25 protein-coding genes and 1 riboswitch are annotated in these 26,427 nt (G+C 71.9%); of the genes, 15 read left to right on the forward strand and 10 right to left on the reverse strand.

Annotated features, from left to right (window positions below; translation table 11 throughout):
• Positions 1-14 precede the first annotated feature (14 nt).
• Positions 15-1,073, reverse strand: a complete 1,059-nt coding sequence (gene metX, locus ACRAKJ_RS37330) for a homoserine O-acetyltransferase MetX (RefSeq protein WP_438924242.1) — start codon at positions 1,071-1,073, stop codon at positions 15-17.
• Positions 1,070-2,359, reverse strand: coding sequence for a bifunctional o-acetylhomoserine/o-acetylserine sulfhydrylase (locus tag ACRAKJ_RS37335; RefSeq protein WP_438924241.1), 1,290 nt, complete (start codon positions 2,357-2,359; stop codon positions 1,070-1,072). The genes metX and ACRAKJ_RS37335 overlap by 4 nt, the downstream gene beginning before the upstream one ends.
• Before the next feature lie 223 nt (positions 2,360-2,582).
• Between ACRAKJ_RS37335 and ACRAKJ_RS37340 the strand changes: the two genes are divergently transcribed.
• The gene (locus tag ACRAKJ_RS37340; protein WP_438924240.1) at positions 2,583-3,611 is read left to right on the forward strand and encodes a Gfo/Idh/MocA family protein; all 1,029 of its coding nucleotides are present in this window, start codon (positions 2,583-2,585) and stop codon (positions 3,609-3,611) included.
• Between the two features lie 20 nt (positions 3,612-3,631).
• Here the strand turns inward: ACRAKJ_RS37340 and ACRAKJ_RS37345 are convergent, their stop codons facing one another.
• Positions 3,632-4,933 carry an MFS transporter gene (locus ACRAKJ_RS37345; RefSeq protein ID WP_438924239.1) on the reverse strand — a complete coding sequence of 434 codons (1,302 nt, stop codon included), beginning with the start codon at positions 4,931-4,933 and terminating at the stop codon, positions 3,632-3,634.
• A 206-nt stretch (positions 4,934-5,139) separates the two neighbouring features.
• Between ACRAKJ_RS37345 and ACRAKJ_RS37350 the strand changes: the two genes are divergently transcribed.
• The 5 genes from ACRAKJ_RS37350 to ACRAKJ_RS37370 all read left to right on the forward strand — a co-directional run bounded on the left by ACRAKJ_RS37350 (position 5,140) and on the right by ACRAKJ_RS37370 (position 7,826).
• On the forward strand, positions 5,140-5,496 hold the full coding sequence (locus ACRAKJ_RS37350; RefSeq protein ID WP_438924238.1) for an SSI family serine proteinase inhibitor: 357 nt from the start codon (positions 5,140-5,142) through the stop codon (positions 5,494-5,496).
• Positions 5,497-5,682: 186 nt separating this feature from the next.
• On the forward strand, positions 5,683-6,282 hold the full coding sequence (locus tag ACRAKJ_RS37355; protein WP_438924237.1) for a hypothetical protein: 600 nt from the start codon (positions 5,683-5,685) through the stop codon (positions 6,280-6,282).
• Positions 6,242-6,727 (forward strand): glutathione peroxidase, encoded by a 486-nt coding sequence (locus ACRAKJ_RS37360; protein ID WP_447008814.1) that lies wholly within the window; start codon positions 6,242-6,244, stop codon positions 6,725-6,727. The genes ACRAKJ_RS37355 and ACRAKJ_RS37360 overlap by 41 nt, the downstream gene beginning before the upstream one ends.
• Positions 6,728-6,882: 155 nt before the next feature.
• Positions 6,883-7,305 (forward strand): NUDIX hydrolase, encoded by a 423-nt coding sequence (locus ACRAKJ_RS37365; RefSeq protein ID WP_447008815.1) that lies wholly within the window; start codon positions 6,883-6,885, stop codon positions 7,303-7,305.
• 53 nt (positions 7,306-7,358) lie between these two features.
• The gene (locus tag ACRAKJ_RS37370) at positions 7,359-7,826 is read left to right on the forward strand and encodes a DUF4265 domain-containing protein (protein WP_438926469.1); all 468 of its coding nucleotides are present in this window, start codon (positions 7,359-7,361) and stop codon (positions 7,824-7,826) included.
• 388 nt (positions 7,827-8,214) lie between these two features.
• On the opposite strand, the gene ACRAKJ_RS37375 is transcribed toward ACRAKJ_RS37370, so the two are convergent.
• Positions 8,215-9,579 (reverse strand): L-serine ammonia-lyase, encoded by a 1,365-nt coding sequence (locus ACRAKJ_RS37375; RefSeq protein ID WP_438926470.1) that lies wholly within the window; start codon positions 9,577-9,579, stop codon positions 8,215-8,217.
• A gap of 3 nt (positions 9,580-9,582) precedes the next feature.
• Entirely contained in the window at positions 9,583-9,963 is a 381-nt protein-coding gene (gcvH, locus tag ACRAKJ_RS37380) for a glycine cleavage system protein GcvH (RefSeq protein ID WP_438926471.1), read from the reverse strand.
• Between the two features lie 124 nt (positions 9,964-10,087).
• Positions 10,088-10,178, reverse strand: a riboswitch (glycine riboswitch).
• A 196-nt stretch (positions 10,179-10,374) separates the two neighbouring features.
• Between gcvH and ald the strand changes: the two genes are divergently transcribed.
• The 6 genes from ald (at position 10,375) to ACRAKJ_RS37410 (ending at position 18,630) form a co-directional block, all read left to right on the forward strand.
• Entirely contained in the window at positions 10,375-11,481 is a 1,107-nt protein-coding gene (gene ald, locus ACRAKJ_RS37385; RefSeq protein WP_438926472.1) for an alanine dehydrogenase, read from the forward strand.
• A gap of 352 nt (positions 11,482-11,833) precedes the next feature.
• Entirely contained in the window at positions 11,834-12,016 is a 183-nt protein-coding gene (locus tag ACRAKJ_RS37390; RefSeq protein ID WP_438926473.1) for a hypothetical protein, read from the forward strand.
• Positions 12,017-12,020: 4 nt separating this feature from the next.
• Entirely contained in the window at positions 12,021-12,395 is a 375-nt protein-coding gene (locus ACRAKJ_RS37395) for a hypothetical protein (RefSeq protein ID WP_438926474.1), read from the forward strand.
• A 49-nt stretch (positions 12,396-12,444) separates the two neighbouring features.
• The gene (locus ACRAKJ_RS37400; RefSeq protein ID WP_438926475.1) at positions 12,445-13,719 is read left to right on the forward strand and encodes an ATP-binding cassette domain-containing protein; all 1,275 of its coding nucleotides are present in this window, start codon (positions 12,445-12,447) and stop codon (positions 13,717-13,719) included.
• Complete coding sequence (locus tag ACRAKJ_RS37405) at positions 13,719-14,591, forward strand: hypothetical protein (RefSeq protein ID WP_438926476.1); 873 nt, start codon at positions 13,719-13,721, stop codon at positions 14,589-14,591. The genes ACRAKJ_RS37400 and ACRAKJ_RS37405 overlap by 1 nt, the downstream gene beginning before the upstream one ends.
• 259 nt (positions 14,592-14,850) lie before the next feature.
• Positions 14,851-18,630, forward strand: a complete 3,780-nt coding sequence (locus ACRAKJ_RS37410; protein WP_447008816.1) for an ABC transporter ATP-binding protein — start codon at positions 14,851-14,853, stop codon at positions 18,628-18,630.
• Between the two features lie 45 nt (positions 18,631-18,675).
• Here ACRAKJ_RS37410 and ACRAKJ_RS37415 read toward each other — a convergent pair whose 3' ends face one another.
• Together ACRAKJ_RS37415 and ACRAKJ_RS37420 are read right to left on the reverse strand one after the other, a co-directional pair.
• Positions 18,676-19,158 (reverse strand): SRPBCC family protein, encoded by a 483-nt coding sequence (locus ACRAKJ_RS37415; RefSeq protein ID WP_447008817.1) that lies wholly within the window; start codon positions 19,156-19,158, stop codon positions 18,676-18,678.
• On the reverse strand, positions 19,155-19,511 hold the full coding sequence (locus ACRAKJ_RS37420) for a metalloregulator ArsR/SmtB family transcription factor (RefSeq protein WP_438925735.1): 357 nt from the start codon (positions 19,509-19,511) through the stop codon (positions 19,155-19,157). The genes ACRAKJ_RS37415 and ACRAKJ_RS37420 overlap by 4 nt, the downstream gene beginning before the upstream one ends.
• 359 nt (positions 19,512-19,870) lie before the next feature.
• Here ACRAKJ_RS37420 and ACRAKJ_RS37425 point away from each other — a divergent pair, with 359 nt between their 5' ends.
• Complete coding sequence (locus tag ACRAKJ_RS37425; protein WP_438925736.1) at positions 19,871-23,611, forward strand: multifunctional oxoglutarate decarboxylase/oxoglutarate dehydrogenase thiamine pyrophosphate-binding subunit/dihydrolipoyllysine-residue succinyltransferase subunit; 3,741 nt, start codon at positions 19,871-19,873, stop codon at positions 23,609-23,611.
• Positions 23,612-23,698: 87 nt separating this feature from the next.
• Entirely contained in the window at positions 23,699-23,881 is a 183-nt protein-coding gene (locus ACRAKJ_RS37430) for a DUF6104 family protein (protein WP_438925737.1), read from the forward strand.
• On the opposite strand, the gene ACRAKJ_RS37435 is transcribed toward ACRAKJ_RS37430, so the two are convergent.
• From ACRAKJ_RS37435 to ACRAKJ_RS37445, 3 genes are all read right to left on the reverse strand, one after another.
• A complete protein-coding gene (locus tag ACRAKJ_RS37435; RefSeq protein WP_438925738.1) occupies positions 23,882-24,430 on the reverse strand; it encodes a PIN domain-containing protein in 549 nt (182 codons plus the stop codon). It lies immediately after the preceding gene.
• Positions 24,431-24,892 (reverse strand): excisionase family DNA-binding protein, encoded by a 462-nt coding sequence (locus ACRAKJ_RS37440; protein WP_438925739.1) that lies wholly within the window; start codon positions 24,890-24,892, stop codon positions 24,431-24,433.
• Positions 24,893-24,994: 102 nt separating this feature from the next.
• On the reverse strand, positions 24,995-25,624 hold the full coding sequence (locus ACRAKJ_RS37445) for a TetR family transcriptional regulator (protein WP_438925740.1): 630 nt from the start codon (positions 25,622-25,624) through the stop codon (positions 24,995-24,997).
• Positions 25,625-25,857: 233 nt separating this feature from the next.
• On the opposite strand from ACRAKJ_RS37445, the gene ACRAKJ_RS37450 reads away from it, so the two are divergent.
• A complete protein-coding gene (locus tag ACRAKJ_RS37450; protein WP_438925741.1) occupies positions 25,858-26,412 on the forward strand; it encodes a hypothetical protein in 555 nt (184 codons plus the stop codon).
• Positions 26,413-26,427 lie beyond the last annotated feature (15 nt).

The following is a 26,427-nucleotide window of genomic DNA, read 5'->3' on the forward strand; positions in this document are numbered from 1 at the left end:
TTGGACTCTCGCGGTTAGGGGAGGAGGTCGGCCACTAGTTTGGCCACCTGGTCGACCTCGATCAGGAACGCGTCGTGGCCGTACGGGGAGGTGACCACGCGGAGGTCGCCGGCACCCGGGACGGCGGCGGCGATCTCGGCCTGCCGGGCCAGCGGGTACAGGCGGTCGGAGTCGATGCCCGCCACGACGGTGCGCGCGGTGACCCGGGACAGCGCCTCGCGCACCCCACCGCGGTCGCGGCCCACGTCGTGGCCGTTCATCGCCTGGGTCAGCACGACGTAGCTCTCCGGGTCGAACCGGCGGACGAGCTTGGCCGCGTGGTGGTCCAGGTACGACTCCACCGCGTACCGCCCGTCGGCCTGCACCTCGCGGCCGAACCGCGCGTCCAGCTCGGCCGCGCTGCGGTAGCTCGCGTGCGCGATGCGCCGCGCCACGCCCAGCCCGCCCACCGGGTCCAGCCGGATGGCGTGCAGCTGGGCCGAGGCGAGCGCGACGTTGTCCGCCGACGACGACGCCGGCGCGGCCAGCACCAGCAGGTTCCGCACCCGCTCGGGCACGGTCACCGCCCACTCCAGCGCCCGCATCCCGCCCATGGACCCGCCGAGCACCGCCGCCCACGCGCCCACCCCCAGGTGGTCGGCCAGCAGCACCTCGGCGGCGACCTGGTCGCGCACCGTCACGCGCGGGAACCTCGCGCCCCACGGCAGGCCGTCCGGCGCGGTGGCCCACGGCCCGGTGGTGCCCTGGCACCCGCCCAGCACGTTCGGCGCGACCACGAACCAGTCGGCCGGGTCCAGCACACGACCGGGGCCGATCAACCCGTCCCACCAGCCCGGCGTGGGGTGCCCCGGCTCCACGCCGCCCGCCGCGTGGCTGTCCCCGGTCAGGGCGTGCAGCACGAGCACCGCGTTCGACCGGTCGGCGTTCGGCTCGCCCCACGTCTCGTAGGCGATCGACAACGACGGCAACGACGGCAACGCGCCGCGGAACCACCTCCGCCGCCCGTTCGGGTCCCCCTCCCGCCACCCGCCGGCGGCGGGAGGGGTCTCCCCGGTGGTGGACCCGAAGCTCACAGCACCGACTTGGCGGCGCGGAAGCCGGCCTCCAGGTCGGCCTTGAGGTCCTCCACGCCCTCGATGCCGACCGACAGCCGGACCAGTCCGGGCGTGACGCCCGTGACGACCTGCTCGTCGGGCGTGAGCTGGCTGTGCGTGGTGCTGGCCGGGTGGACGATCAGGCTGCGCACGTCGCCGATGTTCGCGAGCTGGCTGAACAGCTCGACGCCGTCCACGAACGCCCGCCCCGCCTCGACGCCGCCGTGCAGCTCGAACGACACGATGCCGCCCGCGCCGTTCGGCAGGTACTTCTGCGCGAGCCCGTGCCACGGGCTCGACTCCAGCCCCGCGTAGTGCACCTTCTCCACCTCGTCGCGCGCCTCCAGCCACCGGGCCAGCTCCAGCGCGTTGGCCGAGTGCCGCTCCAGGCGCAGCGACAGCGTCTCGATGCCCTGGATGACGAGGAAGCTGGTCAGCGGCGCGATGGCCGCGCCCGTGTCGCGCAGCCCCTGCACGCGCAGCTTCGCGGCGAACGCCCCGTGCCCGAGGGCGGGCCAGTACTGGAGGCCGTGGTAGCTCGGGTCGGGCTCGGTGAAGTCCGGGAACTTCTCCGCGTCGGAGAACTCGAACTTCCCGCCGTCCACGACGACGCCCGCGATGGCGGTGCCGTGGCCGCCCAGGTACTTGGTGGCCGAGTGGATCACGATGTCGGCGCCGTGCTCCAGCGGCCGGAGCAGGTACGGCGTGGGCACGGTGTTGTCCACGACCAGCGGCACGCCGTTCTCGTGCGCGACGGCGGCCACCGCCTCGATGTCCAGCACGTTGCTGCGCGGGTTGGCCAGCGACTCGGCGAAGAACAGCTTCGTGTTCGGCCGCACGGCCGCCCGCCACGCGTCGAGGTCGTCGGGGTCGTCCACGAAGGACACCTCGATGCCGAGCTTGGGCAGCGTGTAGTGGAACAGGTTGTAGGTGCCGCCGTAGAGGGACGCGCTGGACACGAAGTGGTCGCCCGCGCGGGCGAGGTTGAGGATGGTCGCGGTCTCCGCCGCCTGGCCGGAGGCGAACGCCACCGCCGCCACGCCGCCCTCCAGCGCCGCGACCCGCTGCTCCAGCACGTCCTGCGTCGGGTTGTTGATGCGGGTGTAGATGTTGCCCGGCTCGGCGAGGCTGAACAGGGCCGCGCCGTGCGCCGAGTCGCGGAACACGAACGAGGTGGTCTGGTAGATCGGGGTGGCCCGCGCGCCCGTCGCGGGGTCGGGTGCGGCGCCGGAGTGGACCTGTCGGGTGTCGAAGGACCAGGACATGCGGTGTGCTCCTGTCAGGCGGGGGTTGCGCGGGCACGCCGAGGAGACCGGGCGTGCCGGTGGGGGTGGGGTCGTTCAGCCGCGACGACAGGCCGCGCCGACGACGCGCACGTGGTCCACGTGCCGAGGTGCCACCAGCAGAGGACCCATGCGGCTGAACGTAGCAACGTGCCACGGGTCGCGACAGGGCGTCCACGTCGTGGGAAGCCTAGGGTTCGGCACCATGCGCACCGCACTGATCGGGTACGGGCTCGGCGGAGCCGCGTTCCACGCACCCTTCCTGTCCTCCTCGCCGGACCTGGAGCTGACCGCCGTGGTCACCGGCAACGCCGACCGCGCGGCCGAGGTCGCGGCCCGCTACCCCGGCACCGAGGTCATCGCCTCGGTGGACGACGTGTGGGCGCGCTCGGACGATTTCGACCTGGTCGTGGTGACCACCCCGAACCGCTTCCACGCCGGGCACGCGCGCGCCGCGCTGGAGCACGGGCTGAACGCGGTGGTGGACAAGCCGTTCGCCGGGTCGGCGGACGAGGCGAGGGCGCTGGCCGACCTGGCGTCGTCGCGCGGCCTGCTGCTGGCCCCGTTCCACAACCGGCGGTGGGACGGCGACTTCCGCACCGTCGCGCGGCTCGTCGGCGACGGCGAGCTGGGCGACGTGCACCGGTTCGAGTCGCGGTTCGAGCGGTGGCGGCCCGAGCCGAAGGACGGCTGGAAGGAGTCCGGCGACCCGGCCGACCTGGGCAGCATCGTCTACGACCTGGGCACGCACCTGGTGGACCAGGCGGTGGCGCTGTTCGGCCGGCCGACCGGCGTGTACGCGGAGGTGCGGACGCTGCGGCGCGGCGTCAAGGCGCACGACGACGCGTTCCTGGCGCTGACCCACCCGTCCGGCGCCGTGTCGCACCTGTGGGCGTCGGCGCTGGTGGGGGCGCTCGGCCCGCGGTTCCGGGTGCTGGGCGACCGGGCGGCGTACGTCAAGCACGGGATGGACCCGCAGGAGGAGGCGCTCAAGGCGGGCGAGGTGCCCGGCGGCCCTGGCTGGGGCGCGGAGCCCGAGGAGCGGTGGGGCGTGCTGGCCGCGGGCGGCGACCCGCGGCGCGTGCCGACCGAGCCCGGCGCGTACCAGGAGTTCTACGCGGCCGTGGCGGCCGGGCGGGCGCCCGTGCCGGTCGAGGACGCGATCACCGGCCTGGAGGTCGTGGAGGCGGCGTTCGGGTCGGCGCGAACGGGTGACGTGGTCGCGCTGCGCTGACCCTTGATCGGCGGCGTCGGTCAGCGCGGCGCGGGTTCGCCCGCGCCGCGCCGGGGCGTCTCGCCGACCGCCAGCAGGCACAGGCCGCTGACCAGCGCGCCGGCGATCAGGTAGAGCGAGATCGGCCACGAGTCGTGCGTCGGCGTGGCGCCCAGCAGCCACGTCGCCACGAGCGGGGACAGCCCGCCGCCGAGCACCGCGCCGAGCTGGTAGCTCAACGACACGCCGCTGTAGCGGACCCGCGTGCCGAACAGCTCCGCGTAGTAGGCGGGCATCGGCCCGAACAGCGCGGCCGACCCGGTGAACGCCAGCACCATCGCGAGCACCACCAACCCGGGCGAGCGCGTCTCCAGCAGCCAGAACAGCGGGAACGCGAACAGCCCCAGGAACGCCGCGCCGCCCAGCATCACCGGCAGCCGGCCGACCCGGTCCGACAGCCGCGCGAACACCAGGATGGCGACGGCCTGGGTGAACGCGCCGATCAGCCCGGCGTTGAGCAGCGTCGCGCGGCTCATGCCGAGTTCCTTCGTCCCGTACGACACGGCGAACGTGGCGACGATGAAGATGAACGCGGTGAAGCCGAGGTTCACGCCCGCGCCCAGCAGCACGGTCCGCCACGACCGGCGCAGCAGGTCGGCGACCGGCAGCCGCACCGCGCCGCGCGCCTCCCGGGCGGCGCGGAACTCCGGGCTCTCCCCCACCGACAGCCGCACGTACAGGCCCACCCCGACCAGCACCAGGCTGAGCAGGAACGGCACCCGCCAGCCCCACTCCGGGAACGCGTCGCCGGACACCGCGGTGGACGCGGCCATCGCGCCGTTGGCCAGCAGCAGGCCCAGGGGCGAGCCGAGGAACGTCCAGCTGCCGTACCACCCGGTGCGGCCCGGCGGTGCGTGCTCGACGGCCATCAGCGTCGCGCCGCCCTGCTCGCCGCCGAGGAAGAAGCCCTGCACCAGGCGCAGCAGCACGAGCAGCAGCGGCGCGGCGATCCCGATGGACGAGTAGGTCGGCAGCAGGCCGATCAGCGCGGTGCACACGCCGGTCGCGGTGAGCGTGAGGACGAGCATCGACCGCCGGCCGACCCGGTCGCCGAAGTGCCCGATGACGACCCCGCCGAGCGGGCGGGCGAGGAAGCCCGCGCCGAACGTGGCGAACGCGAGCAGCGTGCCGATCCGCGGGTCGAAGGACGGGAAGAACAGCTTGTCGAAGACGAGCGCGGACGCCGTGCCGTAGAGCAGGAAGTCGTACAGCTCCACCGCGTTGCCGGCCGAACTGGCCAGCGCCACCCTGCGCACCCCTGATGTCGCCACCCCGGTAGCCATCCACCCACCCTGGCCCGGCACGCCCACGGCGGAGCTTGACAGTGAGCTACCTCACAAACACGATCCGTGAGGGTGCTTCCGCTCGCGTGCCGAGGCCGACGACTCCCCGCCCAGCGCGCCGACGTGATCGCGGGAACCGCTCAATACACCACACGATCCGGTGAGATCACTGGAACGAGTGGTGTCGTGCCCATCATCGTGAGGGCATGGCACCCCTCCCCTTCATCGCGGCGATGGCCGCACTGGCTCCGTTCGTCCACGCACCGGAGTCCAGCTTCGTGCTCAACGTGCAGCGGGGTGAATCGCTCCGGATCGTCAACCTGACGTGCGAACCCTCCGGCGGCCTGCACCCCAGGGCGGACCGGGCGTGCGACGCGCTGTCCCTCGTGGACGGTCAGGTCGCGCAGCTCTCCCCGGGCGGCGACGCGATCTGCACCCTGGAGTACAACCCCGTCCGGGTGAAGGCGACCGGCACGTGGCGCGGCGAGGAGCGCTGGTTCGAGGCGGAGTTCCCGAACCCGTGCGTCATGCACGCCGAGACCGGCCCCGTGTTCGACTTCTGAGCCCGGCGCACCCGTGGAGGGGCCCACGACACCGCCGCCGAAGTCGTGGGCCCCTCCACCGATGACGCTAGGGAGTGCACCGGCGAACGGTCAACAAAGTTCACAGTGGTGAAACAGGGCCGGATCAGCCCTGCTCGTGGCCGGTTCCCACCCCGTCCCCCTTGACGGCCTGGGACACTCGACGGCATGGCAGACCTGTCGGGGGTCAGGGTCGCCGCCCTCCCCCTCCTGTGCTCCGGCGTCGTGTCGCTAGCACCGGGGTGGACCGGGCACTGGCCGGTGGCGTTGGCCCTGACCGTCCTGGCCGCCACCTGGCGGCCGGGCGCGGTGGGCGCCGGCGTCTCCGCCGTCCTGGCCGCCACCGCCCTCACCGCCGCCGTGCTGCCCACCGAACTCCCGACCCTGCTCGCCCCGGCGCCGGCCGTCGTGCTCGGGCTCGTCCTGCTGGCCGCCGCCGCGGTCCTGTGGCGACGCCTCGACCTGGGCGTCGCCGCCCTGGCCCCCGCCGTGGCGGGCACGACCGCGCTCGCCCAGGCGCTCCCCGCCACCGCCCCGCTGGTCCTGGTCTCGGTGGTGCTGCTCGGCCTGGCGGCGGCGTCGGGCGACAACCTCCTGGCCTCGGCGGCGACGGCCTACGCGGTCGCCACGTGCCTGACCGGTGCCCTGCTCCTGCCGGCGGCCGTGCCCGCGGTGGTGGCGTTCGCGGGCGCGGCGGGCGCGGTGCGGCGGCACGTAGCCTCTCGGCATGAGCATCCACGACATCCCCGTGCGCACCCTCTCGGGTGAGGGGTCCAGCCTGGGCGAGCACGCGGGCAAGGCGCTGCTGGTGGTCAACGTGGCGTCGAAGTGCGGCCTGACGCCGCAGTACAAGGGCCTGGAGCGGCTCCAGGAGCGGTACGCGGACCGCGGCTTCTCGGTCGTCGGCTTCCCGTGCAACCAGTTCATGGGCCAGGAGCCGGGCACCGCGGAGGAGATCGCCACCTTCTGCTCGACGACCTACGGCGTCACCTTCCCGCTGTACGAGAAGATCGACGTCAACGGCCCCTCGCGGCACCCGGTGTACGCCGAGCTGACCCCCACCGAGGACGCCGACGGCAAGGCCGGGGACGTGCAGTGGAACTTCGAGAAGTTCCTGCTGTCCCCGACGGGCGAAGTGGTCGCCCGCTTCCGCCCGGCCACCGACCCCGAGGCCGACGAGGTCGTGCAGGCGATCGAGGCCACCCTGCCCTGACCACCGCCGCCGCCGCGGGTCCTCACCCGCGGCGGCGCGGCCGGGTCAGCACTCGACGACGTTCACGGCCAGGCCGCCCCGGGCCGTTTCCTTGTACTTGTGGTTCATTCCCGCAACGGACTGACCAGCACGAACGACGAGACGAAAGCGGGGAAATGGCAGACACGCCGCGCCATTCGGTCAGCGTCGCCGGAATCGTCGTCAACGACTCAGGACAGGTGCTCGTCATCCGCCGCAGGGACAACGGCCACTGGGAGCCACCGGGTGGAGTGCTCGAACTCGCCGAAACGTTCGAGGAAGGCGTCAGGCGTGAAGTCCTGGAGGAGACCGGCATCTCGATTCAAGTCGAGCACTTGTCCGGCGTCTACAAGAACATGAAGCGCGGCATCGTCGCCTTGGTCTACCGCTGCACCCCACTCGGCACACCCAGTAGCACGACGGACGAAGCCACCGCGGTCCGCTGGGTGACACTGGACGAAGTACGCGAAGCGATGGCACCGGCCTACGCGGTACGGGTCACCGACGCGTTCGAACCCACATCGCACACTCGCGCTCATGACGGCGTGAACCTGCTGTGACCCAACCACGGCCTGTCGACCACGAGGCCGCGTCACCGCCGAGCAAGCGCCGGGTGTTCAAGGTCGCCTTCGACCTGCGGGACGAGAGCGCATCGGAGTTCACGACCGCGCTGTCCACGGAGAGGATGTGGACGGAGAAGACAACCACGCAGGTGGTCGTACAGGTGCGCAGCATCCCGTTCTTCGTTCGGGGTGTGGCCTTCGGCGATACCGTGCGGGTCCGAGCCGATCACGACCGACGAGAACTGGTCTTCGAAGAACTGCTCACGAGGTCTGGACACTCCACCATTCGGATCAGCATTCCCAGCCAAAACGCAGCAGTCCCGGTAGAAGACGCCTTGCAGCGGCTCGGCTGCTCATGGGAGACCATTTCCGCAGGTATGTCGTGGGCCGTTGACGTCCCACCCGAGGTGGACTACTCGTCAGCAAGGACCGCGCTTCTCCTGGTGGTCGCGAAGGCGGGAGCAGTGCTTGAAGAAGCTTCGGTAGCAGCAGGACATCACAGCAACAACGATCGGTAAACCGATCCCACAGCCTGCACATCCCGCCGGGTGGCAAGCGTTGGCACTGCCGAATCCAGCTGTACGGGATCAAGGCGCGCCGGCTGCGGAAGCATGTCCCCAGGCAGTCCTCAGCGGCAGCAGTCGGGACGATCGCGGTCGCGCGGCTGGACCGGGCTGGGCTCGGCGGTCGACTGCCGCGGCGGCTCCGCCGCCTTGCCACCGGGAGTGGTTGTGCCGCAACGAGGACCAGGCCCACGACGCGCGACGGTCCCCACCCCGCGCTACCGAGGTGGGGACCGTCGCGTTCGGACCAAGATCAGGCCGTCTCCAGGCCGTGGGACGTCGGGTACCAGCGAGAACCACCGAGCAACGATGGAAGTCATTCGCGCTGGTCAGACGCCGGTCATCAGCACTCGATGACGTTCACCGCCAGGCCGCCCCGAGCGGTCTCCTTGTACTTGTGGTGCATGTCCTTCCCCGTCTCCCGCATGGTCTTGATGACCTTGTCCAGGGACACGAAGTGCGACCCGTCGCCCCGCAGTGCCATGCGCGCCGCCGTGATGGCCTTGATCGACGCCAGCGCGTTGCGCTCGATGCACGGGATCTGCACGAGCCCGCCGATCGGGTCGCAGGTCAGCCCGAGGTTGTGCTCCATCGCGATCTCGGCCGCGTTCTCGACCTGCTCCGGCGTGCCGCCGAGCACCTCCGCCAGACCGCCGGCGGCCATGGAGCAGGCCGAGCCGACCTCGCCCTGGCAGCCGACCTCGGCGCCGGAGATCGACGCGTTCTCCTTGAACAGCACGCCGATCGCGCCCGCCGTGAGCAGGAACCGCACCACGCCGTCGTCGGACGCGCCCGGCACGAACCTCGCGTAGTAGTGCAGCACCGCGGGCACGATGCCGGCCGCGCCGTTGGTGGGGGCGGTGACGACGCGACCGCCCGCGGCGTTCTCCTCGTTCACCGCCAGCGCGAACAGGGTCACCCAGTCCATCACCCGCAGCGGGTCGGTGGCGTAGTGCTCGGCGGCCAGCCGGGACCTCATCTCGGCCGCCCGCCGCCGCACCTTGAGGCCGCCGGGCAGTTCGCCGGTCTCCGTGCAGCCGTGCTCCACGCACTCCTGCATGACCTGCCAGATGTGGAGCAGGCCGGACCGGATCTCCTCCTCCGACCGCCACGACCGCTCGTTGTCCAGCATCAGGCCGCTGATCGGCAGCCCGGTCTCCCGGGTCCGCGCGAGCAGCTCGTCCCCGCTGCGGAACGGGTGCGCGACCGGCGTGCTGTCCGGCTTGATCCGGTCGGTGCCGGACGCGGTCTCGTCGACCACGAACCCGCCGCCCACCGAGTAGTAGACGGCCGAGTCGACCGGCGACGACCCGGAGAACGCCTCGAAGCGCATCCCGTTGGGGTGCAGCGGCAACGACTTGCGCCGGTGCATGACGAGGTCGGTGTCCTCGGTGAACGCGATCTCGTGGACGCCGCCGAGCCGCAACCGCCCGGTCGCCCGGACCTCCTCGACCCGCGCGGACGCCGCCACCGGGTCGACCTCCTCGGGCTTGTGGCCCTCCAGGCCGAGCAGGACGGCCTTCGGGCTGCCGTGCCCGTGGCCGGTTGCTCCGAGTGACCCGAACAGCTCCACGTGCACTCGGTCGACTGAACTCGTTCGTGCACCCAGGCGGTCCACGAACATCGTCGCCGCGCGCATCGGCCCGACCGTGTGCGAACTCGACGGACCGATGCCCACGGAGAACAGGTCGAACACGCTGATCGCCACGGATCAGCCCTCGGTCAGTTCCGCGTACTTCGCGGCGGTCAGCAGCCCGGTGGCGTCCTCGACGGCCACCTTGAACAGCCAGCCGCCGCCGTACGGGTCGTTGTTGATCAACGACGGGTCGTCGACCGCCGCCGTGTTGACCTCCACGACCTCGCCGCTGACCGGCGCGTACAGGTCGCTCACCGACTTGGTGGACTCCAGCTCGCCGCACACCTCGCCGGACGCGACCCGCGTGCCGACGGCGGGCAGCTCGACGAACACGACGTCGCCCAGCGACTCGGTCGCGTACGAGGTGATCCCGACCGACACGGGCTCCCGGGTGCCCGGCGCCCAGTCGACCCACTCGTGCTCGGGCGTGTACAGCAGGTTCTCCGGAAAGGTCACGTCAGCGCTCCCTGGTGGTGAAGGTCCACCCCCACTCTGTCCTGGGACCTGAGAGCTTCGCCGCGCGCGCGGCTTGCACCGTGGGTGCGCCCCCTCGGACGAGGGTGCGCTTTCCAGAGTCGCCTCACCGCGCGCGGTTCTCGCTGCCTGAGAGTGTGCGGGGGACTTGCTCCTTCGGCGCCTCGAACGAACGAGGTCTCTCCCGCGCGGGTTCCGGCGCCGTCGAGGCGCCGCGGCCGATGTTCAGTTGGGTGACCCGCACGCTAGGTGCCGGCCCGGACGGGTGTCAACGCGCCGCACGACTTGTTCCGCCGGCACAACCGGACCCGTCCTCCTTGGTTCCGCGCGCACGATGACACCGCGCCCCGGGTACCCGACCTTTGGCGAACACGACAGCCGAAGGAGCCCACCGTGCGGATCGCAGTCCCCCGGGAGATCAAGAACCACGAGTACCGCGTCGCGCTGACCCCGGCGGGCGCCCACGAGCTGGCGTCACGCGGTCACGAGGTGTTCGTCGAGGCCGGCGCGGGCCTCGGCTCGGCGATCACGGACGAGGAGTACGCGGCCGCGGGCGCCAAGGTGCTCGCCGGGGCCGACGACGTGTGGTCCGAGGGCGAGCTGGTGCTCAAGGTCAAGGAGCCGGTCGCCGAGGAGTACCCGCGGCTGCGCGAGGGCCAGGTCCTGTTCACCTACCTGCACCTGGCCGCCGACCGGCCGCTGACCGAGGCGCTGCTGGCCTCCGGCACCACGGCCATCGCCTACGAGACCGTGCAGACCCCGAACGGCGCCCTGCCGCTGCTCGCGCCGATGTCCGAGGTCGCGGGTCGCCTCGCGCCGCAGGTGGGCGCGTTCTCGCTGATGAAGCCGTCCGGCGGCCGGGGCGTGCTGCCCGGCGGCGTGCCCGGCGTGCACCCGGCGCGCGTGGTCGTGATCGGCGGCGGCGTGGCGGGCCTGAACGCGGCCGTGATCGCCGCGGGCATGGGCGCGGACGTGGAGATCCTGGACACCAACGTCGACCGGCTGCGACACATCGATGCCCTCTACCAGGGCCGCCTGCGCACCGTCACGTCGAACCGGTACGCGGTCGAGCAGGCCGTGCGCGAGGCCGACCTGGTCATCGGCGCGGTGCTGGTGCCCGGCGCGAAGGCGCCGAAGCTCGTGACCAACGAGCTGGTCGCCGACATGAAGCCCGGTTCGGTGCTGGTGGACATCGCGATCGACCAGGGCGGCTGCTTCGCCGACTCCCGGCCGACCACGCACGCCGACCCGACCTACCAGGTGCACGACTCGGTGTTCTACTGCGTCGCGAACATGCCCGGCGCGGTGCCGCGCACCTCGACCTACGCGCTGACCAACGTGACCCTGCCGCACGCGGTCGCGCTGGCCGACCGGGGCTGGCGGGAGGCGCTGCGCGCGGACGCGTCGCTGGCGCTCGGCCTCAACACCCACGCGGGCCTGCTGACCAACGCGCCGGTGGCCGAGGCGCACGACCTGGCGTTCACCGCGCCCGAGATCTGATCCGGAAAACAGAGGGGGCCCCGCTCACGTGCTGTGAGCGGGGCCCTCGTCGTACGAGGCGGCCCGCTCAACCAGCCTGGGGGTCACTGGGAGCGGGCCGCGTCCCAATGTTAGCGGGGAACCGGGCTCCCTGCCCAGCGGGCCCACCGGTCCGGCCCACATCACACGCCCCGCCGGCCACGCGGAGTTGCCGACGTTCAAGCTAATGAGTGAATTACCCGGGTAACGGGTAAGTCACGACGCCGTGCCGGCCGATGCACAGGACGGGACCCCCGCCGCTACGCAACGGGGTCGTCCGCTCGTGCGGCTCCCCCGCCGCGCCCCACCCCGTCCCCTCGCGATCGGAGTGCCGATGGCCGAACCACAGGGCTGGATCGACTGCCACGACCCCTTCGGGAGGGACCGGTCCATGACCGTCCTCGTCGAGGACGACCGCGTCCTCCTGGTCGCCCCGCCCGGCGAGTCGGCGGTGATGTCGGTCACGCAGACCCGCAGGCTGCACCACCTGCTCGCCCAAGCCGCCGACAGGATGTGAGCGCGTGGACGAGGCGCTCCGGGCCGCCGTGCTGCGCCGGCTGGCCCTGCTCGACGAGGCCGTCGAGCGGGACGAGGCCGACGCGCTGGTGCCGCTCGCCCGGGCCGAGATCCACCGCCTGGCCGACGGTTGGCGGCTGCTGCTGACCCTGCACCAGCCCGATCCGGACGGCCGCTGCGGCGCGTGCCCCGGCGTGCTGCGGCACAAGAAGTGGCCGTGCCAGGTGTGGACGATGGCCCACCAACACCTCATCGGCGAGGGCCTGCCGCACCGGGAACGCCGCCGGCCGCTGCGCCCGCTGCTCCGTTCGCACGACGCGGAGACGACCACCGAGATGCCGGCGGTGGTGTCGAAACCGCGACACGCCCTCCCCGAGTGACCCTCCTAGGGCAGGATGACGCCCGGTAGGAGTATTCCGGGAGGGACGCGTGCACGACGGCAGTGGCCGCATCGTGGTGCAGAACTTGACCAAGCAGTTCGGTCCGGTCGCAGCGGTGCAGAACTTGAGCTTCACGGTGGAACCCGGTTCGGTTACCGGCTTCCTCGGTCCCAACGGCGCGGGCAAGACGACGACGCTGCGCATGCTCCTCGGGCTGGTGACGCCCACGGCGGGCACCGGTCTGATCAACGGCAGGCCGTTCCACCAGCTCGGCAACCCCGGGCGGGTCGTGGGCGCGGTGCTGGAGGCGCAGGGCTTCCACCCCAAGCGCACCGCGCGCAACCACCTGCGCGTGTACGCGGCGGCGATCGGCGTGCCCGACTCGCGCGCCGACCAGGTGCTCCAGCTGGTGGGCCTGGGCGCGGCGGGCGACCGCCGGGCGGGCGGGTTCTCGCTGGGCATGAAGCAGCGGCTGGCACTGGCCACCGCGCTGCTCGGCGACCCGCAGATCCTCGTGCTCGACGAGCCGGCCAACGGCCTCGACCCGGAGGGCATCGCCTGGCTGCGGACGTTCCTCCAGTCGTTCGCCCGCAGCGGTCGGACCGTGCTGATCTCCAGCCACCTGCTGGCCGAGGTCGAGCAGACCGTCGACCAGGTGGTCATCGTCAGCCGGGGCCAGACCATGTACTACGGGCCGCTGGACAACCTGCGCGACCAGCAGCAGGCCCGCGTGCTCGTGCAGCCGTCGGACGCCGCCGGCCTGGTCGCCGCGCTCCGCGAGGACGGCGTGTCGAACATCGAGCAGCTGCCGGACGGCCGGATCGCGGTCAGCGGGGTCGAGGCCAAGCAGGTCGCCGACACCGCGCTGAAGGCGGGCGTGTCGATCTACGGCATCCAGGAGGAGAAGGCGGACCTGGAACGCCTGTTCTTCCAGCTCACCAACGGTCAGTACGCCGCGCCGGGCCAGGACCAGTACGGCCAGAACCCCTACGGGCAGCCACAGCAGGGTTACGGGCAGCCCCAGCAGCCGTACGGCCAGCCGCAGCAGGGCTACGGCCAACCCGGGTACGGCCAGCCGGGGTACGGGCAGCCGGGCTACGGCCAACCCGGGTACGGCCAGCCGGGCTACGGCCAGCCGACGCCGCCCGGCGGCAGCGGCTACTACGCCCCGCCGCCCGGCTACCAGCAGCAACCCGGGCAGCAGACGCCGCCGCAGGGGTACCAGCAGCCCGGGCAGCAGCAACCACCTCAGGGGTACCAGCAGCCACCGCAGGACAACCCGTACGGACAGCAGCAGGGTGGCGGCCTGGGGGGCGGTGCGTGATGGGTGACCTGATCAAGGCGGAGTTCCGCAAGACGACCACCACGGGCCTGTGGTGGGGCCTGCTGATCCCGACCGTGCTGCTGGCGCTGGGCTGGGCGCTCGGCACGGGCGCCATCGGCAAGGGCATCATGGACGTCGTCAGCAGCGACGAGGCCGAGGACCTGACCAGGCTGCTCGGGGTGGACCCGGCGCAGTGGCAGGTCTCGCTGTTCGGCATGGCCCGCAGCATCAACGTGGCCACCATCTTCCCGATGATCTTCGGCGGCCTGGCGATCTCCGGCGAGATCAACCGCAGGACGATCACCACGACGTTCCTCACCGCGCCCACCCGGGTCGCGGCGCTGAGCGCGAAGCTGATCGTCTACGTCGCGTGGGGCGCGATCTACGGCGTCGCGATCGTGGCCGCCGTGAGCATCGGCATCGTGATCACCTCGGACTCCGGCGCGCTGCCGGACCCGGCGGGCTGGCTGGCGCTGGCCGGCGTGGGCATCCTGGCCTCGATCCTGATGACGATGTTCGGCGTGGGCGTCGGCGCGCTGATGACGAGCGTCGTGGGCACCACCGTGGTGCTGATCCTCTACATGCTGATCATCGAGAACGGCATCCAGCTCGTGCTGGCCTCGCAGAACCTGCCGGAGCTGATCGGCTTCCTGCCCAACGGCGCGGTGAACGGCATGACCGGCTCGGTCGCGTCCTCGCTGTTCCTGGCGAACGCGGGCGTGGTGCCGGACGAGCTGGTCGACGTGCTGCGGACCATCGCGGGCGGGCTCGGCGCGTTCGACTGGTGGCTGAGCGGGTTGATCTTCCTGGTCTGGACCGGCCTGTTCTTCCTGGGCGGGTGGGCCTCGACCCAGCGCAAGGACATCACGTGATGTGACGCACTCCTGGAGGCCGTCCCGGTTCGTCGGGGCGGCCTCCGTTCTTTTCGGGGGTCGACGAGGGCGTTTCCCTTGTTGCACCGCTCCGCAGGCGTCGAAGCGGACCGCTCGCCACTGCGCACACCAATCCAAGAGCACCGGCGGGTGAAGATCAGCGCAACCGCGGGCGCGCTGCCTCGGCGCCTGCGGAGCAGTGCACCGCCCGCGGGCCGGCCGGCGGGACCGAAGGTGGGCGGTCCGCGTCATCGCACTCATGTCGGTGGTCCGACCTAATCTGGTGGGCGTGACCAACACCGACGGCTGGATCAGGCGACTCGCCCGCGCGTGCTGGCAGCACCGCTCCCTCGTGGTGTGGTCGGTGCTGGCCGCCGTCGTGGGCGTGGGGCTCCAGGCCGCCGGGCCGCTGCTGATCAAGGCCGCCGTGGACGACGCGGTGGCCGGGCGCACCGACCGCCTCACCTGGCTCGCGGTGGTGCTGGTCGGGTTGGAGTTGCTCACCTTCGGCACCGCGTTCGTGCGCCGCTACCTGGGCGGCAAGCTGGCCGTGGACGTGCAGCACGACCTGCGGCAGGCCGTGTTCGGCGCGGTGCAGCGGTTGGACGGGCCGAAGCAGGACGCGTTGCGCACCGGGCAGGTGGTGTCGCGCTCGATCACCGACCTCCAGCTGGTCAACAGCCTGCTGTCGATGACACCGCTGGCGTTCGGCACGGTCGTGTTCGCGGTTGCCGCGCTGGTGGCGATGTTCTGGCTGTCGCCGTTGCTCACGGTGATCGCCCTGGTGGTCGTGCCCGCCGTAGGGGTGGTCGCGGCGCGCAGCAGGCTGACGTTGTTCCCGGCCACGTGGTCGGCCCAGCAGCGGGCCGCCGACGTGGCGCAGCACGTCGAGGAGACGGTCACCGGCGTGCGCGTGGTGAAGGGCTTCGGGCAGGAGGCGCGCGAGGTCTCCCGGCTGGAGTCGCGGGCGAAGGTGCTGTTCGCGGAGCGGATGCGGGCGGCCCGGTTGACCTCGAAGCCGTCCGCGACGCTGACCGCCCTCCCCTACCTGGGGCAGGTGGCGGTGCTCGCGCTGGGCGGCTGGCTGGCGCTGCGCGGCGAGGTGTCGCTCGGCACGTTCCTGGCGTTCGCGACGTACGTGGCGAACCTGGTCGGCCCGACCCGGCTGCTGTCGAGCCTGATGGTGACGGCGCAGCTGGCGCGCGCGGGCGTGGAGCGGGTGTACGAGCTGATCGACTCGCAGCCGGACGTGGTCGACGGCGGGCGCGACGTGCCGGCCGGGCCGGTGGGCGTGGAGCTGCGGGACGTGTCGTTCGGGTACACGCGCAGCGAGCCGGTGCTGTCCGGGGTGTCGCTGCGGGTCGAGCCGGGCGAGACGCTGGCCGTGGTCGGCACGGCGGGGTCCGGCAAGTCGACGATCTCGCTGCTGCTGCCCCGGTTCTACGACGTGCACGGGGGCTCGGTGACCGTGGGCGGCGTGGACGTGCGGGAGCTGCGGCTGGAGTCGCTGCGGCGGACCGTGGGCACGGTGTTCGAGGAGGCGTTCCTGTTCTCCGACTCGGTGCGCGCGAACATCGCCTACGGCGTGCCCGACGCGTCGGACGAGCAGGTGGAGGCGGCGGCGCGGGCGGCCGAGGCGCACGGGTTCATCGCGGCCCTGCCGAACGGCTACGACACCGCGGTCGGCGAGCGCGGCCTGACCCTGTCCGGTGGTCAGCGGCAGCGGGTGGCGCTGGCCAGGGCGCTGCTGTCGGACCCCCGCGTGCTGGTGATGGACGACGCGACGTCGGCCGTGGACACCGCGACCGAGGCCGCGATCCACCGCACGCTGGCCGCGGTGACGGCCGGGCGCACCACGGTGCTGGTGGCGCACCGCCGGTCGTCGCTGGCGCTGGCCGACCGGATCGCCGTGCTCGACGCGGGCCGCGTGGTCGACGTGGGCACGCACGAGGAGCTGACCGCCCGCTGCCGGCTGTACCGCGACCTGCTGGCGGGTCCCGGCGAGGCGATCGAGCAGGTCGACCCGAGGGCCGACGCGCGGCTGGAGCCCGGACCGGACGGCGTGACGCCGGAGCTGTGGCCGGGTTCCGACGAGGACGAGCTGACCGTGCGGGCGGCGAACCGGTCGGTGAGCGCGGAGCCGGGGGTGGCCCGCGGCGGTGGCGGCACGTCGGCGCTGCTGGGCGGCACCCCGCCGACGCCGGAGCTGGTCGAGCGCGTCCGGTCGCTGCCGCCCGCGCTGGACGAGCCGGACCTGCGCGGCGAGGACCCGAGCGCCCCCGACCCCGGTTTCCGGCTGCGCACGCTGCTGCGCCCGGTCCGGTGGGCGATGGTGGGCGTCGCCGGCCTGCTGCTGGTGGACACGGCCCTGTCGGTGGCGCTGCCCGGCCTGGTGCGGCTGGGCGTGGACCGGGGCGTGGTGGGCGGCGCGGTCGGCTGGCTGTGGCTGGCGGCGGCGATCGGGTTCGTCCTGGTCGCCCTGGGCTGGGTGTCGTCGGCGATCGGCACGGTCGTCACGTCGCGGGTCGGCGAGCGCCTGCTCTACCTGCTGCGCGTGCGCAGCTACGCCCACCTGCAACGGCTCGGCCTGGACTACTACGAGCGCGAGATGGCCGGGCGGATCATGACCCGGATGACGACGGACGTGGACGCGCTGTCGAGCTTCCTCCAGACGGGCCTGACCACGTTCGCGATCAGCGTGCTGACCGTGGGGGGCATCGCGGTGGCGCTGACCCTGACCGACCCGGGGCTGGCGCTGGTGGCGCTGAGCGTGCTGCCGGTGCTGCTGGTCGCCACGGTGGTGTTCCAGCGGTTGTCGTCGCGGGCCTACGCCGAGGCGCGGGAACGCGTCAGCGCGGTCAACGCCGACCTCCAGGAGAACGTCTCCGGCCTGCGCGTCTCCCAGGCGTACACGCGCGAGGCGCGGTCGGCGGAGGCGTTCGCCGAGCGCAGCGACGCCTACCGGCGGTCCCGCATCCGGGCGCAGCGCTACATCGCCACCTACTTCCCGTTCCTGGCCCTGCTGTCCGGGGTGGCGCAGGCGGCGGTCCTGGTGGTCGGGGCGTACCGGGTGGCCGACGGCACGCTGTCGGCGGGCGTGCTGCTGGCGTTCGTGCTGTACCTGGGGTTGTTCTTCGCGCCGCTGTACCAGCTGTCGGGCGTGTTCGACGGCTACCAGCAGGCGCGGGTCGGCCTGAGCCGCATCGGGGACCTGCTGCGCACGCCCACGTCCGTGCCGCCCGCGGAGCACCCGGTGGGCGTGGCGGAGCTGCGGGGCGAGGTGGAGCTGCGCGACGTCACGTTCGCCTACCAGGGCACCTCCGCGCCGGCGTTGGAGGGCGTGTCGCTGCACGTCGCGCCGGGCGAGACGGTCGCCCTGGTGGGTGCGACGGGCGCGGGCAAGTCGACGCTGGTCAAGCTGGTGGCGAGGTTCTACGACGTGACGTCCGGGCAGGTGCTGATCGACGGCGTGGACGTGCGCGACTACGACCTGTCGGCGCTGCGGCAGCGGTTGGGCGTGGTGCCGCAGGAGGCGCACCTGTTCGGCGGGGACGTGGCCGAGAACGTCGCGTACGGCGACCCGGGCGCCTCGCGCGCGCAGGTCGAGGCGGCGGTGCGCGCGGTGGGCGCCCTGCCGACCGTGGCGTCGCTGCCGCACGCCTTCCACCAGCAGGTCGGCGAACGCGGGCAGGGCCTGTCGGCGGGTCAGCGGCAGCTGGTCGCGCTGGCGCGCGCCGAGCTGGTCCAGCCGGCGCTGCTGCTGCTGGACGAGGCCACCGCCGCCCTGGACCCGGCCACCGAGTCGGCGGTCCTGGCGGCGGGCGACCACCTGGCGGGCGCGCGCACGACGTTCGTGGTGGCGCACCGCCTGGCGACCGCCGCCCGTGCCGACCGGATCGTGGTGCTGGCCGGCGGGCGGGTCGTCGAGGTGGGCACGCACGCCGAGCTGCTGGCGGCGGGCGGCCACTACGCGCGGCTGTGGGCGCACGGGCTGGGCGAGGCGGTGCCGGACGACAGGGCCGACGCGCGGGTCGGCTGACGTCGTCCCCGCCGGTCCCGCGCGGGACCGGCGGGGACGGGCCGGTCAGCCGGCCAGGAGGTCGTCCAGCTGCTCGTAGCCCTCGACGACGCCGGTCTCCATGCCGGACGACAGGGCCAGGTCGCGCACCTCGACCGACTCGTAGACGCTCACCGCGTCGAGCCGCGTGCGGCCGTCGCCGAGGTCGGTCAGGGTGAGGGTCTCCAGGCACACGCCGTCCGGGAAGCCCTCGAAGGTGAACGTCTGCACGATCCGCGACGGCTCCCTGACCTCGTGGAACGAGCCGTAGAAGCCGTACTCCTCGTCGCCGCGGGTGTGCTTGTACCGGTACGCGCCGCCGGTGGTGGCCTCCCAGCGCTCGACCTGCATGGTCACCGAGCGCGGGCCGAGCCACCTGACGACCAGGTCGGGGTCGGTGTGGGCGCGGAACACGGCCCCGGGCGGGGCGGCGAACTCGCGGGTGATGCGGATGGTGGGTGCCGCCGGGTCGGCGGTGATGGTCGTTCCGGGGTGGGTGGTCGTGGTCATGACGCTTCTCCTCCACGCACGTCGGGTGCGGCCTCGTCGGCCAGGTCTGCGAGCACGGCGTCGAGCCGCCGGTAGCGCTGCTCGGCTTCGTGCCGGTAGCGCTCGATCCACTTCGTCATCAGGTCGAACACCTCCGCTTCGAGGTGGACGGGACGCCGCTGCGCCTGCCTGCTGCGGCTGACGAGCCCGGCGTCCTCCAGCACCCGCAGGTGCTTCGACACGGCCTGCACGGTCACGGAGTAGGGCTCGGCCAGCTCGTTGACCGTCGCGTCCGCCACCGCGAGCCGCGCCACCATGTCGCGCCGGATCGGGTCGGCCAGGGCCGAGAAGACCCGGGACAGCTGGTCGTCCACCGCCACCTCCTTGTTCAACCGCTCGGTTGAACACGACGATAGGCGTCGGGGCGACCGTGGTCAACCGTCCGGTTGAACAAGCTGGTCACGAGATCGGGTTCAGATCGGTGAACACCTCACGGCCCGAAGGGGCCGGCGGTGCGCTCCCCGTCTCCCCGCCGACACCACGCCCGGCACGTGACGCGCTTAACCTCAAGAGGTGCTCAAGCACCCATAACAGGACCGATGACGTGATCGATCCTGTGAGTGAGACCTCCGCGCCGGGCCCCTCCTGTGTGTGAACTGCACCAGACGGGGGACTAGCCTGGTCACGAGTGAGTCATTACCAAGAGCGAGATGGATAGAGGCGAGCGCCAGCCGTGTCCAGCAGCAGTCCTGCTTCTCAGTTCGGCCCCAATGAGTGGCTGGTCGAGGAGATGTACGAGCAGTTCCTCGCCGACCCGTCGTCGGTAGACCCTGCCTGGCACGACTTCTTCGCCGACTACAAGTCGACGCAGCGGTCGAGCGGCAACGGGGCTGGGACGGTGGCCGCGGAGAACGGCTCGACCACCTCGTCCACCGCCACCGCGACGAAGCCGGCCGCGGGCAAGCCCGCCGAGCAGGCACCCCGACCGGCCGCGGCCGAAGCCGCGCCCGCTCCGGCCAAGCCAGCTCCGGCCAAGCCCGCAGCCGCCAAGCCCGCGACCGCCGCACCGGCGGCGAAGCCCGCGGCCAAGCCAGCTCCCGCGCAGGCCGCCAAGGCCGCGCCGGTGAAGCCCGCCCAGGGCCAGGAGCAGAAGCAGCTCCGGGGCGCCGCCGCCGCCATCGCGAAGAACATGGAGCTGTCGCTCACCGTTCCCACCGCGACGAGCGTGCGCGCCGTGCCGGCCAAGCTGCTGGCGGACAACCGCATCGTCATCAACAACCACCTCAAGCGCACCCGCGGCGGGAAGGTCTCCTTCACCCACCTCATCGGGTACGCGGTGGTCCGGGCGCTCCAGGCGTTCCCGAACATGAACCGGCACTTCGCCGAGGTCGAGGGCAAGCCCTTCGTCGTCACGCCGGAGCACGTGAACTTCGGCCTGGCGATCGACCTGCCCGGCAAGGACGGCTCCCGCTCGCTGGTGGTGGCCTCCATCAAGGGCTGCGAGGGGATGACCTTCACGCAGTTCTGGCAGGCGTACGAGGACCTGATCCGCAAGGCCAGGTCCGGCTCGCTGACCGCGGAGGACTTCTCCGGCACGACCATCTCGCTGACCAACCCGGGCACCATCGGCACCAACCACTCGGTGCCGCGCCTCCAGGCGGGCCAGGGCACGATCGTCGGCGTCGGCGCGATGGAGTACCCGGCGCACTTCCAGGGCACCAGCGAGCAGGCCCTGACCGACATGGGCGTCAGCAAGATCATCACGCTGACCTCCACGTACGACCACCGCGTCATCCAGGGCGCGGAGTCGGGCGAGTTCCTCAAGCGCATCCACCAGCTCCTGCTGGGCGAGGACGGCTTCTACGACGACGTGTTCACGTCGCTGCGGCTGCCGTACGAGCCGATCCGCTGGGTCGCCGACATCCCCGAGGGCGCGGTCGACAAGACCGCCCGCGTCATCGAGCTGATCGACGCGTTCCGCACCCGCGGCCACCTGATGGCCGACACGGACCCGCTGAACTACCGCCAGCGCAGCCACCGCGACCTGGACGTCCTGTCGCACGGCCTGACCCTGTGGGACCTGGACCGGGAGTTCCCGGTCGGCGGGTTCGCGGGCCAGGAGCGGATGAAGCTGCGCGACATCCTCGGCGTGCTGCGCAACTCGTACTGCCGCACGGTCGGCGTCGAGTACATGCACATCCTCGACCCGGAGGAGCGCCTCTGGATCCAGGAGCGCGTCGAGGTGCCGCACGAGAAGCCGCCGGCCTCCGTGCAGAAGTACATCCTGTCGAAGCTCAACGCCGCCGAGGCGTTCGAGACCTTCCTCCAGACCAAGTACGTCGGCCAGAAGCGGTTCTCGCTCGAAGGCGGCGAGACGGTCATCCCGCTGCTCGACGCGGTGCTGGACAAGGCCGCCGAGCACGAGCTGGACGAGGTCGTCATCGGCATGCCGCACCGCGGCCGGCTGAACGTGCTGGCGAACATCGTCGGCAAGCCGATCTCGCAGATCTTCCGCGAGTTCGAGGGCAACCTCGACCCGGGTCAGGCGCACGGCTCCGGTGACGTGAAGTACCACCTGGGCGCGGAGGGCAAGTACTTCCGCATGTTCGGCGACGGCGAGACCAAGGTGTCGCTGACCGCGAACCCGTCGCACCTGGAGGCCGTGGACCCGGTGCTGGAGGGCATCGTCCGCGCCAAGCAGGACATCCTCGACAAGGGCGGCGAGGGCTTCTCCGTGCTGCCCGTCGCGATGCACGGCGACGCCGCGTTCGCCGGTCAGGGCGTGGTCGCCGAGACGCTGAACCTGGCGCTCGTGCGCGGCTACCGCACCGGCGGCACCGTGCACGTCGTGGTGAACAACCAGGTCGGCTTCACCACCGCGCCGGAGAACTCGCGCTCGTCGAAGTACTCGACCGACGTCGCGAAGATGATCGGCGCGCCGGTGTTCCACGTCAACGGCGACGACCCCGAGGCGTGCTACTGGGTCGCGAAGCTGGCCGTGGACTACCGGCAGGCGTTCAACAAGGACGTCGTGATCGACATGGTCTGCTACCGGCGCCGCGGCCACAACGAGGGCGACGACCCCTCGATGACGCAGCCCGCCATGTACGACGTGATCGACACGAAGCGCTCGGTGCGCAAGACCTACACCGAGTCCCTGATCGGCCGCGGCGACATCTCCGTCGAGGAGGCCGAGAAGGCGCTCCAGGACTTCTCCTCGCAGCTGGAGCACGTGTTCAACGAGGTCCGGGAGCTGGAGAAGCACCCGATCAAGACCTCGCCGTCGATCGAGGAGGAGCAGCAGGTCCCGGCCAAGCTGCCCACCGGCGTCGACCGGTCGGTCATCGAGCGGATCGCCGACGCGCACGTCGACCTGCCCGAGGGCTTCACCCCGCACCCGCGCGTGAAGCCGGTGCTGGAGCGGCGCGCCAAGATGGCCCGCGAGGGCGGCATCGACTGGGCGTTCGCCGAGCTGCTGGCGTTCGGGTCGCTGGTGCTGGAGGGCCGCACGGTCCGGCTGGCCGGCCAGGACTCGCGGCGCGGCACGTTCGTGCAGCGGCACGCCACCCTGGTGGACCGCAAGAAGGGCGCCGAGTACACGCCGCTCCAGAACCTGGCCGACGACCAGGGCAAGTTCATGGTCTACGACTCGGTGCTGTCGGAGTTCGCGGCGCTGGGCTTCGAGTACGGCTACTCGGTGGCCAACCCCGACGCCCTCGTGCTGTGGGAGGCGCAGTTCGGCGACTTCGTCAACGGCGCGCAGCCGATCATCGACGAGTTCATCTCGTCCGGTGAGGCGAAGTGGGGCCAGGTGTCCGACGTCGTGCTGCTGCTGCCGCACGGCCACGAGGGCCAGGGCCCGGACCACACGTCCGGCCGCATCGAGCGCTTCCTCCAGCTGTGCGCGGAGGGCTCGATGACCATCGCGGTGCCGTCGACGCCGGCGAACTACTTCCACCTGCTGCGCCGCCACGCCCTCGACGGCGTGAACCGCCCGCTGGTGGTGTTCACCCCCAAGTCGATGCTGCGCCTGAAGGCCGCGACCAGCCCGGTCGAGGACTTCGTCGAGGACCGCTTCCAGTCGGTCATCGACGACAAGGCCGCGAAGAAGGACAGCGTCACCAAGGTCCTGCTGTGCAGCGGCAAGATCTACTACGAGCTGCTGGCCGAGCAGGAGAAGCGCGGTGCGCAGGACGTGGCGGTCGTGCGCGTCGAGCAGCTCTACCCTGTCCCGGCGCGCAAGCTGACCGAGGCCCTGGAGAGCTACCCGAACGCCACCGAGGTCCGGTGGGTGCAGGAGGAGCCGGCGAACCAGGGCGCGTGGCCGTTCTTCGGCCTGGCCCTGCCCGAGCTGCTGCCCACGAGGTTCACGGTGAAGCGCGTGTCGCGCCGCCCGATGGCCGCCCCGTCCGCCGGGTCGTCCAAGGTGCACGAGGTCGAGCAGCGCGAGCTGATCGCCAAGGCGTTCGAGTAGGCCGTTCGAGGTGTGCTGGTCGAGCCGTCGGGGCGCCACGTCCCGGCGGCTCGGCCGTTTCCCCCGTTTTTCGCTTGGGAGGGCGACGTGTACTTCACCGACCGCGGTATCGAGGAGCTGGAGAAGCGGCGCGGCGAGGAGGAGGTCACGCTGGCGTGGCTGGCCGACAAGCTGCGGGCGTTCGTGGACGCGAACCCGGAGTTCGAGACGCCGGTCGAGCGCCTGGCCACGTGGCTGGCGCGGGACGACGAGGACGACTTCGAGGACTGATCAGCCGAGCCGGAGCGCCGCCGCGGACTCGATGAGGCCCGAGCGCTCCAGCTGACCGAGCACCTCGTCGATCGTCTCGGGCGGGTTGGTGCGCTCGTCCACGATCTGCTGCACGCACGAGTAGACGACCCGGTCGTTGATGCCGATCAGGTCCAGGACGAAGTCGTCCGGGCTCTTGGCCTCGATGTCCCACCTGCACAGGTACTCGGCCGGGAAGTCCTTGAGGTTGTCGGTCACGATCACCTGGGCGCCCGCCCGGATCGCCGCCGCCAGGACGTGCCGGTCGTCCGGGTCGGGCAGTTCGAGCCCGCTCACCAACGACTCGTAGCCGTTGACGAGGCAGTCGGGCACCGAACGGTTGATCAGGTCGCGCAGTCTGTGCCGCTTCTGCTGCGCGATGCCCCGCCGTTCGAGGGCGCGGTCGACCTCGTCGAGGATCCGGTCGGTCCACTTCGCCTGCACCAGACGCGCACAGGCGACCCTGAGGAGCAGGTTGCGCACGGTGTTGCCGTACAGGGCACAGGCGTCGTAGATCACGACGAACGCCATTCAGTCTGTTCCCAACTCCTGGTCGAGTCGCGTCAGCTCGTCGACGACCTGCTTGCGCGCGAGGTCGTCCCGCCGCATGTAGTCCATCAGCGCGTCGAACCGGACGCGACGGTGCCTGCCGACCAGTCGGTACTCGATCTCGCCCCGTTCGAGCAGGCTGATCAGGTACGGCCGGGAGACGTTCAGGATTTCGGCGGCGCTCTGGGTGGTCAGTTCGGCGTTGACCGGCATGATCCGGACACCTTGGCCGTTGGCCATGGCGGCGAGGACGTGGACGAACATCTCGACCGCCGGGCGCGGGAGCACCAGTGCCTCGCCGGGGCCGCCCTCGACCAGTATTTCGAGTTCTTCGGCCTGCCCACCGGACGACGTCAGGTAGTCCTTCACCCGCCTCAACGCACGCGCCGCGATCTCGGCGTCGACCACACCGGGTGCCACGTTCGCCGCTTCGACCTTCACCATCGCCGTCACCCCCTGGTCGAATTATTCGCAACAATCGAAGCGAACGCAACAAGTGTCACCCGTCCGCGCGGTACCGGCGACCCCGCGGCGTCGAGTCACGGATCAGGCACACCCGCCCGGTGCGGTGCTCGTCCTCGCGGCCTCGACGACGGCGCGGCCGGCGCTGACGATCGACTCGGCGCGGTCGGCGCGGTCGAGGTTGAGGTAGCCGGCGAGCATCGCGCCGTCGCGGAGGAAGATCAGTTGGTCCACCGCCGCGGCGGGGTCGGTGATCCCCAGTCGCACCAGCAGGTCGCGCAGGTAGGCCGCGAACCAGGACCGGTGGGCGGCGACGGCCCGGCGCACGGGGTGGTCCGGGTCGGCGTACTCGGCGGCGGCGTTGATGAACGGGCAGCCGCGGAAGCCGGGCGAGCAGCTCAGCCCGGAGATGCCGTGCGCGATGGCGACGAGCGTGTCGCAGGCGTCGGAGGCCCGGTCGCGGAACTCCTCCAGCGCGTGCCGCTCGACCGCCGCCCGGCCCTCGACGTAGGCCACGACCAGGTCGTCCTTCGTGGGGAAGTGCCGGTAGAAGGTCACCTTGCTGACGCCCGCCTCGGCGATCAGCCGGTCCGCGCTGACCGCCCGGATGCCCTCGGCGTAGAAGTGCTCGTCGGCCGCCGCGAGGATGCGTTCCCGGACGGACGGGGTGGGCCGCGCGTCGTCGGCCTTCGCCTCGGCGGCGGTCTGCGCCATCGCGGTTCCCCTTCCCTCGGCCGGGTCTCTCCGGGTCGTGCCGGCCAAGTCTACTGACGTACTAGTTCGTCTACCTGACGACGGACGCCGCCACGCGCCGGTTGTGAAGCAGCGCACCTTCCGTTGCCCCGAGCAGCGCCGGCGGCCAGGCTGGCGACTGCCGGTAGGTAGACGAACTAGTACGTCTACCTACCGGGTCACGAGCCGAAGCGCCTCCGACCGTTGGGAACCCCATGACCGCCACCACCGCTCCGACCGCGACCGGCCTCGCGCCGGCCCTCCGACGCCTCTACCTCGTCCGCTTCGCGTTCGCCCTCGCCTGGGCCGGCTCGCTGTTCGCGACCGCGTCGGGCATCGGCCCGGTGAGCGGGGCCCTGCTCGTGCTCTACCCGCTGTTCGACGTGGCCGCGGCCGTCGTCGACGCGCGCTCGTCCCGGACGACCGGGTCCACCCGGGGCCTGTACCTGAACATCGCGATCAGCACCCTCGCCGGCGTCGGCCTGGCGGTCGCCGTCACGTCCGGCGTCCCGGCGGTCCTGCGGGTGTGGGGGGCCTGGGCGATCGCGTCGGGGATCGTCCAGCTCGTCGTCGGCGTCGGGCGGCGGGGGCTGGGCGGCCAGTGGGCGATGATCGCCAGTGGCGGCCTCTCCGCCCTGGCCGGGACGACGTTCGTCCTCCAGGCGTCCGGCGAGGGCGCGTCGCTGGGCACCCTGGCCGGCTACGCCCTCGTCGGCGGGATCTTCTTCCTCGTCTCGGCGCTGCGCCTCGGCCGCGCCGGCAGGGGCTGACACGACGACCGGCGC

The organism is Saccharothrix sp. DSM 118769, assembly GCF_052936295.1.

Excerpts from the sequence above, each read along its gene's own strand:
- ACRAKJ_RS37335 (WP_438924241.1), bottom strand. The coding sequence starts at position 2,359 with ATGTCCTGGTCCTTCGACACCCGACAGGTCCACTCCGGCGCCGCACCC.
- ACRAKJ_RS37340 (WP_438924240.1), top strand. The coding sequence starts at position 2,583 with ATGCGCACCGCACTGATCGGGTACGGGCTCGGCGGAGCCGCGTTCCAC.
- ACRAKJ_RS37345 (WP_438924239.1), bottom strand. The coding sequence starts at position 4,933 with ATGGCTACCGGGGTGGCGACATCAGGGGTGCGCAGGGTGGCGCTGGCC.
- ACRAKJ_RS37350 (WP_438924238.1), top strand. The coding sequence starts at position 5,140 with ATGGCACCCCTCCCCTTCATCGCGGCGATGGCCGCACTGGCTCCGTTC.
- ACRAKJ_RS37355 (WP_438924237.1), top strand. The coding sequence starts at position 5,683 with ATGGCAGACCTGTCGGGGGTCAGGGTCGCCGCCCTCCCCCTCCTGTGC.
- ACRAKJ_RS37360 (WP_447008814.1), top strand. The coding sequence starts at position 6,242 with ATGAGCATCCACGACATCCCCGTGCGCACCCTCTCGGGTGAGGGGTCC.
- ACRAKJ_RS37365 (WP_447008815.1), top strand. The coding sequence starts at position 6,883 with ATGGCAGACACGCCGCGCCATTCGGTCAGCGTCGCCGGAATCGTCGTC.
- ACRAKJ_RS37390 (WP_438926473.1), top strand. The coding sequence starts at position 11,834 with ATGGCCGAACCACAGGGCTGGATCGACTGCCACGACCCCTTCGGGAGG.
- ACRAKJ_RS37405 (WP_438926476.1), top strand. The coding sequence starts at position 13,719 with ATGGGTGACCTGATCAAGGCGGAGTTCCGCAAGACGACCACCACGGGC.
- ACRAKJ_RS37410 (WP_447008816.1), top strand. The coding sequence starts at position 14,851 with ATGTCGGTGGTCCGACCTAATCTGGTGGGCGTGACCAACACCGACGGC.
- ACRAKJ_RS37415 (WP_447008817.1), bottom strand. The coding sequence starts at position 19,158 with ATGACCACGACCACCCACCCCGGAACGACCATCACCGCCGACCCGGCG.
- ACRAKJ_RS37435 (WP_438925738.1), bottom strand. The coding sequence starts at position 24,430 with ATGGCGTTCGTCGTGATCTACGACGCCTGTGCCCTGTACGGCAACACC.
- ACRAKJ_RS37440 (WP_438925739.1), bottom strand. The coding sequence starts at position 24,892 with ATGGTGAAGGTCGAAGCGGCGAACGTGGCACCCGGTGTGGTCGACGCC.
- ACRAKJ_RS37445 (WP_438925740.1), bottom strand. The coding sequence starts at position 25,624 with ATGGCGCAGACCGCCGCCGAGGCGAAGGCCGACGACGCGCGGCCCACC.
- ACRAKJ_RS37450 (WP_438925741.1), top strand. The coding sequence starts at position 25,858 with ATGACCGCCACCACCGCTCCGACCGCGACCGGCCTCGCGCCGGCCCTC.